Source organism: Burkholderia sp. MSMB1835 (assembly GCF_001526365.1).
Classification (GTDB): Bacteria; Pseudomonadota; Gammaproteobacteria; order Burkholderiales; family Burkholderiaceae; genus Burkholderia.
Genome location: NZ_LOYP01000012.1, coordinates 19,027 through 32,464, shown reverse-complemented (window position 1 = coordinate 32,464; position 13,438 = coordinate 19,027). Strand labels below are relative to the sequence as shown.

General features: G+C 67.2%; 14 protein-coding genes. 2 read left to right on the top strand and 12 right to left on the bottom strand.

The window, feature by feature from the left end; all coding sequences use genetic code 11:
- Positions 1-51: 51 nt before the first annotated feature.
- From ispE to WS96_RS05590, 3 genes are read right to left on the bottom strand one after another with little or no spacing between them, the layout of a single operon-like run.
- Positions 52-933, bottom strand: a complete 882-nt coding sequence (gene ispE, locus WS96_RS05600) for a 4-(cytidine 5'-diphospho)-2-C-methyl-D-erythritol kinase (RefSeq protein WP_059831131.1) — start codon at positions 931-933, stop codon at positions 52-54.
- A gap of 28 nt (positions 934-961) precedes the next feature.
- Positions 962-1,582 carry a lipoprotein insertase outer membrane protein LolB gene (gene lolB, locus WS96_RS05595; RefSeq protein WP_059831130.1) on the bottom strand — a complete coding sequence of 207 codons (621 nt, stop codon included), beginning with the start codon at positions 1,580-1,582 and terminating at the stop codon, positions 962-964.
- A complete protein-coding gene (locus tag WS96_RS05590; protein ID WP_059831128.1) occupies positions 1,582-3,405 on the bottom strand; it encodes a tetratricopeptide repeat protein in 1,824 nt (607 codons plus the stop codon). Before WS96_RS05590 ends, lolB begins: the two co-directional genes overlap by 1 nt.
- 246 nt (positions 3,406-3,651) lie before the next feature.
- Here WS96_RS05590 and mutM point away from each other — a divergent pair, with 246 nt between their 5' ends.
- Both mutM and mutY read left to right on the top strand, forming a co-directional pair.
- Positions 3,652-4,479 (top strand): bifunctional DNA-formamidopyrimidine glycosylase/DNA-(apurinic or apyrimidinic site) lyase, encoded by an 828-nt coding sequence (gene mutM / locus WS96_RS05585; RefSeq protein ID WP_059831127.1) that lies wholly within the window; start codon positions 3,652-3,654, stop codon positions 4,477-4,479.
- A gap of 25 nt (positions 4,480-4,504) precedes the next feature.
- Complete coding sequence (gene mutY, locus WS96_RS05580) at positions 4,505-5,611, top strand: A/G-specific adenine glycosylase (protein ID WP_059781472.1); 1,107 nt, start codon at positions 4,505-4,507, stop codon at positions 5,609-5,611.
- 116 nt (positions 5,612-5,727) lie between these two features.
- Here mutY and WS96_RS05575 read toward each other — a convergent pair whose 3' ends face one another.
- The 9 genes from WS96_RS05575 to lptC form a co-directional block, all read right to left on the bottom strand.
- Positions 5,728-6,363 (bottom strand): LON peptidase substrate-binding domain-containing protein, encoded by a 636-nt coding sequence (locus WS96_RS05575; RefSeq protein ID WP_034208417.1) that lies wholly within the window; start codon positions 6,361-6,363, stop codon positions 5,728-5,730.
- A gap of 27 nt (positions 6,364-6,390) precedes the next feature.
- Entirely contained in the window at positions 6,391-7,299 is a 909-nt protein-coding gene (rapZ, locus tag WS96_RS05570; RefSeq protein WP_006477783.1) for an RNase adapter RapZ, read from the bottom strand.
- A 74-nt stretch (positions 7,300-7,373) separates the two neighbouring features.
- Entirely contained in the window at positions 7,374-8,342 is a 969-nt protein-coding gene (hprK, locus tag WS96_RS05565) for an HPr(Ser) kinase/phosphatase (protein WP_006483133.1), read from the bottom strand.
- Positions 8,343-8,471: 129 nt separating this feature from the next.
- Positions 8,472-9,011 carry a PTS sugar transporter subunit IIA gene (locus WS96_RS05560; protein WP_011546240.1) on the bottom strand — a complete coding sequence of 180 codons (540 nt, stop codon included), beginning with the start codon at positions 9,009-9,011 and terminating at the stop codon, positions 8,472-8,474.
- A gap of 167 nt (positions 9,012-9,178) precedes the next feature.
- Positions 9,179-9,538, bottom strand: a complete 360-nt coding sequence (hpf, locus tag WS96_RS05555) for a ribosome hibernation-promoting factor, HPF/YfiA family (RefSeq protein ID WP_006477786.1) — start codon at positions 9,536-9,538, stop codon at positions 9,179-9,181.
- Between the two features lie 158 nt (positions 9,539-9,696).
- Positions 9,697-11,202 (bottom strand): RNA polymerase factor sigma-54, encoded by a 1,506-nt coding sequence (locus WS96_RS05550; RefSeq protein ID WP_059831125.1) that lies wholly within the window; start codon positions 11,200-11,202, stop codon positions 9,697-9,699.
- Between the two features lie 160 nt (positions 11,203-11,362).
- Positions 11,363-12,139, bottom strand: coding sequence for an LPS export ABC transporter ATP-binding protein (gene lptB / locus WS96_RS05545; RefSeq protein WP_034208414.1), 777 nt, complete (start codon positions 12,137-12,139; stop codon positions 11,363-11,365).
- Positions 12,136-12,801: a lipopolysaccharide transport periplasmic protein LptA gene (lptA, locus tag WS96_RS05540; RefSeq protein ID WP_053525109.1), complete on the bottom strand. Its 666-nt coding sequence runs from the start codon at positions 12,799-12,801 to the stop codon at positions 12,136-12,138. Before lptA ends, lptB begins: the two co-directional genes overlap by 4 nt.
- Before the next feature lie 20 nt (positions 12,802-12,821).
- A complete protein-coding gene (lptC, locus tag WS96_RS05535; RefSeq protein ID WP_034208413.1) occupies positions 12,822-13,436 on the bottom strand; it encodes an LPS export ABC transporter periplasmic protein LptC in 615 nt (204 codons plus the stop codon).
- Positions 13,437-13,438 lie beyond the last annotated feature (2 nt).

Genomic DNA, 13,438 nt, shown 5'->3' with positions numbered 1-13,438 from the left:
TTAACTGATAACTTCACCGAACTCGTGTAGGTCGTTCGGCAAAGTAAAACTTCATGACGCGAAAGCGAAGAGCGGATGCTCGTTCAGGCTCTCGGCAACTGCGCCATTCCAACTGGCGGGCAATTTGGCTTTCGCCGCTTCTGCCTCGTGCTTGCTGTGAAACGCTGCAAACACGCTTGCTCCGGAGCCGGTCATCCTCGCGGGGGTCACATCATACAACCATTTGACCACCTGCGCAACTTCCGCGTACTTCCTTGTTACAACTTCCTGCATATCGTTCCGGCCGAAGCTATCTGGCCATCCCGCATCGCTGGTTTGCTGTGCAAGAAAGTCAGCAATTGTGACGGGCTTCGTATCTCTTGTCAACAACTCATCTGAAAATATTTCAGCGGTCGGGACATGAACGCGTGGCGTCACAACCAAGAACCAGCGAGTCGGCAATTCTACCTCAGCTAATTCTTCTCCGATACCCTCTGCGAACGCATTTTTTCCAAAAATGAAAAACGGCACGTCGGCGCCGAGTTTGACCGCGAGCGACTGGAGTTCGGTGCGCGGCAAATCGAGTTGCCACAGGCGGTTCAGCGCGAGCAGCGTCGTCGCCGCGTCGGAGCTGCCGCCGCCGAGGCCGGCGCCCATCGGCAGGATCTTGTCGATCTCGATGTCGACGCCGTGCGCGGTGCCCGTATGCGCTTTCAGCAGGTTCGCCGCGCGCACGACGAGATCGCTTTCCTCGGGCACGCCGGGCACGTCGGTGACGCGGGCGACGCGGCCGTCGTCGCGCCGCGTGAAGTGCAGCGTGTCGCCCCAGTTCAGCAGCTGGAATACGCTCTGCAGATCGTGATAGCCGTTCGGGCGACGGCCGGTGATGTGCAGGAACAGGTTGAGTTTCGCGGGCGCCAGGCAGTTGCGCAGCGAGCGGGTCGAATCGGTCATGCGGGTATCGGGGGCTAGGCGCGCGTGCTCACTGATCGAGCACGAGCTTGATGTCGAGCGGCGGCGTCGCGCGCACGAGGTTGACGCGTTTGACGCCCGTGGCCGGGGCATCCGCGTAGGCGAGGTAGTCGATCGTCCAGCCGTCCTGGCGGAGCTGCTTGAGGCGCGTGCCGTCGGCCGGGTCGCGCACGGTTTCCGCGGGCGTCGCGGGCGCGGCGCTCGGCAGCAGCCAGTAGCGCAGGCCCGCGAGCGGCAGCTCGAAGCCGAGCGTTTTCTGCATCAGGTCGCCGACGTCCGGCGCATATTGGGTCGGACGGTTCGGCAATTCGAGCGACGCCGCGCGCGGCGTCGTTTTCACGACCGCAAGCGTCTGGCCGAGCGGGCTGCGCAGTTCGAGCGACACGTCGTCGCCGTGTTCCTGCCAGTCGAAGTTGCCGTACACGTTCTGCGGGTTGCCGAGACGATCGTCGTACCGCACCGCGAAGCGGCCGTGGTACGCATGCGTCGCCGCCGTCTGCAGTGCGGCGCCCGCCGGCGTGCCGGCCGACGGCGGCGTGCTCGCGCAGCCGGCGAGCGCGAGCGCCGCGCCGGCTGCGGCCAGCGTGCGCCGCGCGCGGGAAGACAGGGAAAACATCGCGAACATCCGCATCAGAGGCCGTTGATCTGCAGGCGCTTCAGCGTCTGCACGAGCGTTTCGTTGTCGGGCTCGAGCTTCTGCGCGGCACGCCACGCGTTGCGCGCGTCGTCCTGCGCGCCGCTCTTCCACAGCACTTCGCCAAGATGCGCGCCGATTTCGGCGTTCGGCTGCAGCTCGTATGCACGCTGCAGCACCTTCGTCGCGCCGGCCGTGTCGCCCATCCGGTACTTCACCCAGCCGAGGCTGTCCATGATGTAGGCGTCGTTCGGCGCGAGCGCCATCGCCTTGTCGATCAGCTTGCTGGCCTCGGGCAGGCGCTGGTTGCGGTCGGCGAGCGAATAGCCGAGCGCGTTGTAGGCCTGCGGATTGTCGGGCTGCGTCCGGATCAGCTCGCGCAACTGCTTTTCCATCGTCGCATAGTGGCCCGTCTTTTCGGCCGCCATCGCGTAGTCGTAGCGCAGGTCGGGATCGTCCGGGAAGTCCTGGACGGCCTGCCCGAGCCGCGCCTCCGCTTCCGGATAGCGCTTCGCCGTGAACAGGATCGACGCATCGGTGCGCGCCACCACGGCCGCGTCGCGCGGATCCGTGATCGGCAGGTTGTCGAGCACCTTGCGCGCCTCGTCGGTCTTGCCCTGTTTCTGCAGCAGTTGCGCGCGCGTGATCTGCGCGGGCAGGTAGTGCTGGCTCGTCTGGTCGACCTTGTCGAGCCATTGCGACGCCTGCGCGTCGTTGTTCTGGTCGATCGCGATCTGCGCGAGGTAGATGTAGCCCTGGCCGACGTCGAGATTCGGCTGCTTGTCGCCGAGCTGCACGTACTGCTTCAGGTAGCCGGTCGCCTCGTCGAGCTTCTTCTGCTGGATCTTGATCAGCGCGAGCGCCATCAGCGGCGTCGGATCCTTCGAGTCGAGCTTGCGCATCGTCTCGAACTGCTTCTGTGCGTCGTCGAGGCGATCGTCGGCGAGATAGAGCTGCGACAGCGCGAGCCGTGCGTCGCGCGACTTCGGATTCTGCTGAACATACTTCTCGAACGACGCGATGCCCGCCGCGCGTTCCGCCGGCCCCATTTGCGACAGCATCAGCGCTGCCGGCAGGTAATCGGGGCGAATCTGCAGCGCCTGCTTCAGCGATTGCGCGGCGCCGTCCTTGTCGTCGACCGCGAGCTGCTGCCGCGCGATCGCCAGCTGCGCCTCGGGGCGATTCATGTCGTTCTTCAACATGTCCTTCAGCACCGCGAGGCCGCCGACGCGGTCGGGGCCGCGCACGAGCAGCGCCTGCAGCGCGAGGATCGCCGGGCCGCGCGTGTCGCCGGTCGCGCGGGCCAGCTCGCGCGCGAGCATCGGCTGCGCGTCGGCCGGCTTGCCGGCGAGCACCAGCAGTGCGGCGTCGACCTGCGACGCGCGGTTCGAATCCGGTGCGTACTGGCGCCACAGATTCGCGGCGGACAGCGCGTCGGCCGGGCTCTGCGCGCCGAGCGCGATTTCGGTCGCGCGCTGCGCCATGCGCGGATCGCGCGTGTCGCGGGCAAGCGCGAGGTAGGTCTGGTAGGCCGGTGCCGGCTGGTTGCGCTGGAGCGCGACCTCGGCGGCGAGCACCTGGTAGACGATCTGGCTCGTCAGCGGCACGCCGGGGAGATTCTTCTGCTCGTCCGGCATCACATGCTCGAACGCGCCCTGCGGCTCCGCGTCGTCCGAGGCCGGATCCTGCGCGTGGGCCGGAAAGGCGGTGAGGGTCCAGGCGGCAAGCAGCGCGGCACCGAGTGCACGGCGGACCGGGAAGGCGCGCGCGCCGCGCACGGCGGCGGGGCGCTTCTGAAGCAGCTTCGAGGGCAGGGTCATGGAAATCCGTTCGATGTTTCAACCGATTGTAACGCGCTCGCTACAATACACGCACGATCGTGATAGGGTCCGCTTACCTGTGGAATCCCCATGCGAATGCCCGAAATCGCCCGTCTCGCGTGCTGCCGGGCGGGCGATTTCGGGCATTTCCGTGTCTCGTTCGGGGGGGCCGCGAGCGCGGCCGTTCTCGTGGCGGCGCACGCGCGTTCCCTATGTAAACAGACCGTAGCCTCAGACCCGCAAAACATGCCAGAGTTGCCAGAAGTCGAAGTCACGCGCCGGGGTATCGAGCCCTTTGTCGCGGGCCGCCGCGTCGAGCGTGTCGACGTCCGTACCGCGATGCTGCGCTGGCCCGTGCCGGCGGGGCTCGCCGAGCAGTTGCGCGCGCGCGAGGTGCTCGCCGTCGAGCGCCGCGGCAAGTACCTGCTGTTCGAGGTCGATGCAGGCTGGTTCATCGTCCATCTCGGGATGACCGGCACGCTGCGCGTGCTGCCCGCAACCGGCGTGCCGGTCGCGGCGAAGCACGACCACATCGACTGGATCTTCGACGAATTCGTGCTGCGGTTCCGCGATCCGCGCCGCTTCGGCGCCGTGCTGTGGCATCCGCGTGAAGCAGGCGACGTGCATGCGCATCCGCTACTCGCGAGCCTCGGCGTCGAGCCGTTCTCGCCGGCGTTCACCGGCGCGCTGCTGCATGCGCGCACGCGCGGCCGCACGGTGTCGGTCAAGCAGGCGCTGCTCGCGGGCGACATGGTCGTCGGCGTCGGCAACATCTACGCGTCGGAGAGCCTGTTTCGCGCCGGCATCCGGCCGACGACGGCCGCCGGCAAGGTGTCGCTGCCGCGCTACGAGCGGCTGGCCGATGCGGTACGCGCGACGCTCGCCGACGCGATCGAGCGCGGCGGCAGCACGTTGCGCGATTTCGTCGGCAGCAACGGCGAAAGCGGCTACTTCCAGCTCGACTGCTTCGTCTACGATCGCGCCGGCCAGCCGTGCCGCGTATGCGGCACATCGATCCGCCAGATCGTGCAGGGCCAGCGATCGACCTATTTCTGCCCGACGTGCCAGCGTTGAAACCCTTTTCCGCCATCAGACAAACTTGAAGCCGCCCCGCATCGCCCCCGCTCCGTTCCCCGTCACGCCGCTGCACCGCACGTTCGCCACGCGTCTCGTCGCGTGGCAGCGCGAGCATGGCCGTCATGACCTGCCGTGGCAGAACACCCGCGATCCGTACCGGATCTGGCTGTCGGAAATCATGCTGCAGCAGACGCAGGTATCGACCGTCATTCCGTATTACACGCGTTTTCTCGACCGCTACCCCGACGTCGCCGCGCTCGCGGCCGCGCCGAGCGACGACGTGATGGCGTTGTGGGCCGGGCTCGGCTACTACTCGCGCGCGCGCAACCTGCACCGCTGCGCGCAGGTCGTCGTCGCCGAGCACGGCGGCGCGTTTCCGGCGACACCCGACGCATTGGCCGAACTGCCGGGCATCGGTCGTTCGACGGCCGCCGCGATCGCGTCGTTTGCGTACGGCGCGCGCGCGACGATCCTCGACGGCAACGTGAAGCGCGTGCTCGCGCGGGTATTCGGCGTCGAGGGCTTTCCGGGCGAGAAGCGCGTCGAGAACGACATGTGGGCGCTCGCCGAATCGCTGCTGCCCGACGCCGCGAACGCGGCCGACGTGAGCGCGTATACGCAGGGGCTGATGGATCTGGGCGCGACGCTGTGCGTGCGCGGCAAACCCGACTGCGCGCGCTGCCCGTTTGCGGGCGACTGCGTCGCGCAATCGACCGGCCGTCAGCGCGAACTGCCGGCCGCGCGGCCGAAGAAGGCCGTGCCGACGCGCAAGACCTGGATGCTCGTGCTGCGCGACGGCGACGCCGTGCTGCTCGAGCGCCGGCCGCCGACCGGCATCTGGGGCGGACTGTGGAGCCTGCCGCAAGCGGACGGCGATGCCGCGCTCGCGGATCTCGCGCGCGGCTTCGGCGGCGGCGGCACGGTGCCGCTCGCGCCGCTCACGCACACGTTCACGCATTTCCGGCTCGAGATCGAGCCGCGGCTGAGCGATCTGACGGAGGGCAAAGGCCTGCCGTCGCCGGCGCGGGACGCGGACACCGCATGGGTACCGCTGAGCCGGCTCGACGCGTACGGCGTGCCGGCGCCAGTGCGCAAGCTGCTCGATGCGCTGAGCGGGCCGCTGCTGTAACGAACGGCGTGGGGCGCGGCGCGGGCCGCGTTCGGGAAGGCGCCTGACTGCCGCGGCTATGCCGTCGCGCAGGCAGGCTCGCCGGGCAGGTGCGCTGCGCGACGGAGGCTGCGGCGTTACAGCCAGCCGTGCCGGTCGAGCACGTGGTGCACGGCGTCGATGCGCGCGCCGACGTCCGGAAACTCCATCAGCTTCTGCCGCGCGCGCAGGTCGAGCGGCAGCAGTTCCGCGAGGCGATTCGATACCCAGCTCGGATCGTCGAGGCGGAACGGTTCGCCGAACGGCATTTTTTCCGGATCGGACTTCTTCAGCGCGTCGATGATGCGCTCGAGCACCTCGGCGCACGAGCCGAACTGCGCGAGCGCCTGTTCGCCTTCGAGCGGGATGTCGTCGGGCAGCGGCTCCGCGATGCCGACCAGCAGCCCGTTGCTTTCGACGCGATACGACAGCAGCTCGAAACGCTGCGTGCCGACCGCCTGCAGATACAGCATCCCGAACTCGCCGGTATCGCACTCGGTGATGCGCGCCATGCAGCCGATGGTTTCGGGCACCGACACCGCGCCGTCCTGCGCGACTTCGGGCCCGCTCTTGAGCAGGCACACGCCGAACGGCGCGTCGTCGCGCAGGCATGCGCGCGACATGTCGAGATAGCGCGCCTCGAACACCTTGAGCGGGAGCAGCCCTCCCGGAAACAGCACCGTATGCAGCGGAAACAGCGGCAAGTCGATCAGGGTGGTCGATAGGGAGGACATGGCGCGCGGGCGTGGGGGCGGGTGTCGCTAGGGTCGATCGACCTCGGAGACGAGCCGCGACGACGCGTCGACATCCACTGGCGCGTCACGATGCCGCACGATCACGTTCGCGTCGCGCGCGAGGCGCGCGGCGAGCGTTTCCGCGATGAACACCGAGCGATGCTGGCCGCCCGTGCAGCCGATGGCGACGGTCAGGTAGCTGCGGTTGTCATCGCGGAAGTGCGGCAGCCATTTCATCAGGAACGCATGGATGTCGTCGATCATCTGATGGACGATCGGCAGTGCGTCGAGAAAGGCGATGACCGGCTGGTCGAGCCCGGTGAGCGGGCGCAACTGGTGGTCGTAGTACGGATTCGGCAACGCGCGCACGTCGAACATCAGGTCGGCGTCGAGCGGCACGCCGCGCTTGAAGCCGAACGATTCGAACATCACCATCAGGTCGTTGTTCTTCTGCTCGATGAAGCGCTTGACCCAGGTGCGCAGCGCGTTCGCGCGCAGCGTGCTGGTATCGATCTGGTGGCCGAATTCCGCGAGCGGCGCGACGAGCTCGCGTTCGCGCTCGATCGCTTCCTCGAGCGACGACAGCAGGCCGACGTCCGCATCGTGCGACCGCGAGCCGGACAACGGATGGCGGCGACGCGTTTCGGAGAAGCGCTGGATCAGCGCCTGGGTGCTCGCGTTGAGGAACAGCACGCGCACGTCGTGCTCGCGGGACAGCTCGCGGATCAGGCCGGGCATTTCATCGAGCGACGCGCTCGAGCGCGCGTCGATCGCGACCGCGAGCCGGCGCTGGCCGTCCTGGGCGAGGTAGCGGGCGAGTTCGGGGAGCACGTGCGGCGGCAGGTTGTCGACGCAGTAATAGCCTGCGTCTTCGAGCGCGTTCAGCGCGACGGACTTGCCTGAGCCGGAGATGCCGGTAATGAGGACGATGCGCATGGGAACGGAGAATCCTGACGTTTCATCATAGCACCGGCTCGACGCGTCGGCGTTGCGTGGCCGGCGCGTGCGGGTTACACCAGTTTGCCGGGGAACTGACTGTCGGGATCCTGCATCGCGAGTCGTTGCCGATCCATGAAATCGCGCAACGTGTCGATTCCGCGCAACTGCAGGATCGTGTTCCGGACGGCCGCCTCGACGAGCACCGCGAGGTTGCGGCCGGCCGCAACCTGGATCGTGACCTTGCTGATCGGCAAACCGAGCACGTCGACCGTCTGGCTCTCCAGCGGCAGCCGCTGGAACTCGCCGTCGGGGCGCCGCACGAGCTGGACGATCAGCTTCAGCTTCATTTTCCGTCGCACCGCGGTTTCGCCGAAGATCGTCTTGATGTCGAGCAGGCCGAGGCCGCGCACTTCGAGCAGGTTCTGCAGCAGCGGCGGGCAGCGCCCTTCGACGAAATCGGGGCCAAGGCGGACGAAGTCGACCGCGTCGTCGGCGACGAGGCCGTGTCCGCGGCTGATCAGCTCGAGGCCGAGCTCGCTCTTGCCGAGGCCCGAATCGCCGGTCAGCAGCACGCCCATCCCGAGGATGTCGAGGAACACGCCGTGCAGCGTTGCGCGCGGCGCGAGGATGCGCGACATGTAGAGCCGCAGGCTGTCGATCACCGCGGCGGCCGACATCGGCGTCGTGAACAGCGGCGTGGACGAGCGCGTGCAGCGCAGCACCAGTTCGGGCGGCGCCGCGGCGCCGCCGGCGACGACGAGGAACGGCGGCTCGAGCGCGATCAGCTCGGCCATGTGGCGCGAGCGGTCTTCGTCGGTCTGTCGCTGGTAGTAGTCGATTTCGGCTTCGCCGAGCACCTGGATCCGGTTCGGGTGGATCAGGTTCAGGTGGCCGACGAGGTCGGCGCTCGACGTTGCGTTGCCGACCGTGTCGGCCGAAAAGCCGCGTTCCCAGCCTTCATGCCCCGTCAGCCAGCTCAGTTTCAGCGTGGCTGCGTTGTCGTCGAAGATGCTCTGGGCGTTGATGCTGGACGTATCCATGACTCTCGTCACTCCAATGGGCCGGTGCGGGCGCGCGGCGACGGACGTCGCCATGCCGGGCCGGCGCCGGGCGGCCCTGGACGGCGGCGCGTGCCGCCTGGTACGGGGAAATATTCCGCCCGGAACAACTCAAGGTTGCCACTGAGTGAGCAGGCGATGCAACTCGGCGATATCCGTTTCGTTGTGCAGACGCTCGCGTGCGTCGCGATCGGACAGCAGTTGCGCGATTTCCGACAGGATCTCGAGGTGCTGCTGGGTCGCTTGCTCGGGGACGAGCAGGAAGATCAGAAGGCCGACCGGCTGGCCGTCGGGCGCTTCGAACGGGATCGCATCGGCGAGGCGGACGAACGCGGCGAGCGGGTGCTTGAGGCCCTTGATGCGGCCGTGCGGAATCGCGACACCTTCGCCGAGCCCGGTCGACCCGAGGCGCTCGCGTGCGAACAGGTTGTCCGTGACGGTGCTGCGGCCGATGCCGTTCTGATTCTCGAACATCAGCCCGGCTTGTTCGAAGACGCGTTTCTTGCTGGTGACCGAGAGGTCGATGACGACGTTCTCTATGGGCAGGATTTTGGCTAGGCGATTCATGTTGGCAGGCGATTGGGCGGCCTGGGGTCTCCTTGCGGCGGCGGACTGATTTTCCATGTTCGGCGATATCAAGGCATGTGGCATGGCAACCTGCAACGCCGCTACCGCATCCAACACCCCCCGGCGATAACCGGAACATTATAGAGCACAGCCGCGTGCGTGGCGCGGCACGGACGGACCGGTTGCACCTTCGCGCGGAGTCGCAAAAAAAACGCCCGGCGAACCGGGCGGCGTGCGTGTTGCAGTGACGGTTATTGCGGCGGCAGTTCGATCTGGTCGATCGACGGCTGCAGCTTGATCGGGTCGTGCGCGTGCGTTTGCAGGCGCTCCATGTGCTTGACGACCTGGCGATCCAGCTTGTCGATCAGCAGATCGATCGCGGCGTACAGGTTGCCGTTCGCGCTTTCGACGAAGATGTCCTTGCCCTTCAGGTGCAGATTGATTTCCGCGCGCTGCTGCTTGTCCTTTTCCTTGTGGTTGTCGACCGAGAGGATCACAGTGCCATCGATCACCTGATCGCTATGCCGTAGCACCCGGTCCAGCTTGGTGATCACGTATTCGCGAATGGCAGGCGTGACTTCGAGATGATGTCCACTGATCTTCAGGTTCATAGTGCTTCTCCAAGCGAGTGACCACCCGGCCGCATCGAGGCGGCGCTCCGGTCGACTTGCCCGTGCCGCACGAGGCGGCGTATCGCGGACAGGTCGCCCGGCCTGTTCCCCGTGTGCGCGGTGGCCGGAACACGCCTGCCGCCGGGCAGGCAGCAGGCTTAAAGAGACTTGCGCAGATTCACTGCCGGGATCTTGAGGGCTTCGCGATATTTCGCAACGGTGCGGCGCGCGACCACGAACCCCTGTTCTGCCAGCAGCTCGGCAATGCGGCTGTCCGAAAGTGGCGATTTTGGGTCTTCAGCTCCTATCAGTTGCTTGATGAGGGCTCGGATGGCGGTCGACGAGGCGGCGCCACCGGTGTCGGTCGAAACGTGAGATCCGAAGAAGTACTTAAATTCAAGCGTCCCGAACGGGGTCAGCATGTACTTCCCGGTTGTCACACGGCTGACAGTCGACTCGTGTAGGCCCAGCGTATCAGCTATTTCCCGCAAAACCAAGGGGCGCATGGCAATTTCGCCGTGCGCAAAGAAATTCTTCTGACGCTCGACAATAGCCTGCGCGACACGCAGGATCGTGTCGAAACGCTGCTGGATATTTTTGATCAGCCAGCGCGCTTCCTGAAGCTGCTGCTTCAGCGATCCGGCCGACGGATCGCCGCGGCTGTTGCGCAGGATGTTCGCGTACAGGTTGTTGATCCGCAGGCGCGGCACAACCTCCGGATTGAGCTCCGCGAGCCATCCCTGGCCGGCCTTCTTCACGATGATGTCGGGTACGACGTAGTCGGCCTCGGCCTTGCCGTATGCGGCGCCGGGGAACGGCTCCAGCGAGCGGATCAGCGTGTGCGCGTCGCGCAGCGCGTCGTCGCTCGCCTTCAGGTGCTTGCGCAACCGTGTGAAGTCGCGGGCGGCGAGCAGTTCGAGATGCTGCGACACGATCTCGAGCGCGAGCGTGCGCGTCGGGGACGGATCGAGACGCAGCAACTGCAGCTTCAGGCATTCGGAGGCCGAGCGCGCGCCGACGCCGGCCGGGTCGAAGCTGTGCAGCAGCGCGAGCGCCGCGTTCAGTTCGTCGCCGTCGATTTCCAGTTCGGGCGGCAGGTCGGCGAGCACTTCGTCGAGCGTGGCGGTCAGGTAGCCGTCGTCGTCGAGCGATTCGATCAGGAACATCACGAGCGCGCGATCGCGCGGGCCGGCCTGCGTGACGCGCAACTGCGCGGACAGGTGGTCGCGCAGCGACGTCGCGGCTTCCTGCACCTGCAGCGGCGGCAGGTCGTCGTCGTCGGACGCGCCGCCGGAGCGGCCGTATTCGTCGAGGTTCCACTGCGGGCCGTCGTTGCCGTCGCCGGACCCGTAACCGTCGTATTCGTCGGCGCCGGCCGGCTCGTCGCGCTCGGCGCGATCGCCGGACGTGCCGCTGCCGTTCGTCGCGACGGGCTCGGTGTTCTGTGCGGGCGGCGTCTGCGCGATCAGCGATCCGTCCGCCGCGACGCGCAGCGGGCTCGCGATCCATTCGTCGTCGGTTTCGAGCAGCGGGTTCTGCGCGACGGCCATCGCGACTTCCTGCTGCAATTCGAGCGTCGACAACTGCAGGAGCCGGATCGACTGCTGCAGCTGCGGCGTCAGCGCCAGATGTTGCGACAGGCGAAGTTGGAGGCTGGCTTTCATGGCAAGGAGGGAGTCATACCGGCAGTTTGCCACGACCCAGGCGCATTGAGCCATCCGCGATTACGCGCGGCGCGCCGCGTGGCCGCGGGCATGGCCGCGAAGCGGGACGCGGCCCCGCGCGGCCATGCCGGGCGGGGTGCAGCCAGCCACGAGGAGGACGTTACATGCGGAAGTGCTCGCCGAGGTACACGCGGCGCACGCTTTCGTTTTCGATGATTTCGCTCGGCGCGCCGGCGGCCAGCACCGAACCGTCGCTGATGATGTACGCGTGGTCGCAGATGCCGAGCGTTTCGCGGACGTTGTGGTCCGTGATCAGCACGCCGATGTTGCGCTGCTTCAGGAACTTGACGATCTTCTGGATCTCGAGCACCGCGATCGGGTCGACGCCGGCGAACGGTTCGTCGAGCAGGATGAAGTTCGGGTTGGTCGCGAGCGCGCGCGCGATTTCGACGCGGCGCCGTTCGCCGCCCGACAGCGACAGCGCGGGGTTCTCGCGCAGGTGGCCGATCTGCAGCTCGTCGAGCAGCGCTTCGGTGCGCGACGAGATCGCGTCCTTCGACAGCCGCTTGCCGTCTTCGCCGTGCTGCAGCTCGAGCACCGCGCGGATGTTCTCCTCGACGGTCAGCTTGCGGAACACGGACGCCTCTTGCGGCAGGTACGACAGGCCGAGCGACGCGCGCTTGTGGATCGGCAGCAGGCCGATCGAGCTGCCGTTCAGCGAGATTTCGCCCCCGTCCGTCGGCACGAGGCCGACGATCATGTAGAACGACGTGGTCTTGCCGGCGCCGTTCGGGCCGAGCAGGCCGACGACTTCGCCGCTCTTCACGTCGAGCGACACGTCCTTGACGACCGTGCGCGAGCCGTAGCGCTTCTTCAGGTTGCGGACGACGAGCGAGCTCGTGGTGCCGGCCGGCTGGCGATTCGGGAGCGCGTTCATTGGCCCGGCGCTCCCTGGATCGTGGTCGACGGCGACAGCTTGGCCGGCGCCCCGTTCAGCGGCGCGGGGCCGCCGCTCTTCGGCGACAGCATCGCGCGCACGCGGCCGTTCGGGTTGCCCGGCGCCGCGACGTCCTTGCCGCCCTTCGCGGTGTAGAAGTCGCGCTGGCCGTCATAGGTGATCACGCTGCCGTGCACGGTATCGGCGACGGTCGACGTGCCCTGCAGGCGGCGCACGGTCGCCGCGGTGGTCAGCGTGGTCAGGTCCTGCTTGCCGTCGTAGTCGATGCGCTCGGCGTCGCCGTCGATGTATTCGTCGAGGCCTTCGCGCTTCTGGCGGAACGTCGCGTGCTTCTTGCCGCTGCCGAACGACGTCGCGTACTGGTAGCCTTCCGGGTCCTGGCGCACTTCGACGCGATCGCCCTTGATGATGATCGTGCCCTTCGTGATCACGACGTTGCCGGTCGCGACCGTGACCTGCTTCAGATCGTCGTAGGTCAGGTTGTCGGCCTCGACGTTGATCGGCTTGTTCTGGTCGGCCTTCTCGGCATGGGCGAGCGGCGCCAGCCCGACGAGCGGGAGCGCCACGAGCGTCGCGGCGAGCGCGGCGCGGACGGCGCGCGCAGCGCCGCCGGAAATCTGTCGAGGGAACGGTTCGTTCATGCAGTCACGTGAGGGATGCGTCACTTGGGTTGACCTTTCGAGCCGCCGGACGTGTCCGCCGCGGCGATCGTGCCGCGCACGTTGCCGTAAAGCTCGATGACCCGGGTGACGTTGTTGTACTTCATGCCGTCGGTCGCGTTGACGAGCGACAGGCCGCGCTGAAGTTTAACCGGCTTTTCGGTCTGGATCACATCGTCATTGACGAAGATCCGGAAATGCTGGGAATCGGCCTGCATCTGCGGATCGCCGCCGCCGGCCGCGCGCAGGATGCGCGCATCGTCGTACAAATCGACGATCGACACGTCGCCGTTGACGGTGCCGCGCTTCGCGGTGGTCGTCACGACGGGCTTGCCGGGCTGGAACGCGCGCATGGCCGGATCGGTCAGGTCGCTGCTTTCGGTGTCTTCGTAATGGACCAGCTTCGCGGCCGTCAGCCGGTACTGGGTCGTGCCGGACTGGTCGAGCTCGGTGACCGAGAAGTTGTCCGCGAAATAGTCGGGCGTATGGCGCTTCGGCTGCGCGACGCCCTCGCCGGGCGGCGGCAGCGTGGCCTGCAGCAGCCACCAGGTGACGCCCGCGAGCGCGGCGACCGCGGCGAGCGGCAGCAGCTGGGTCCAGCGGAAATGCGTGCTCATCG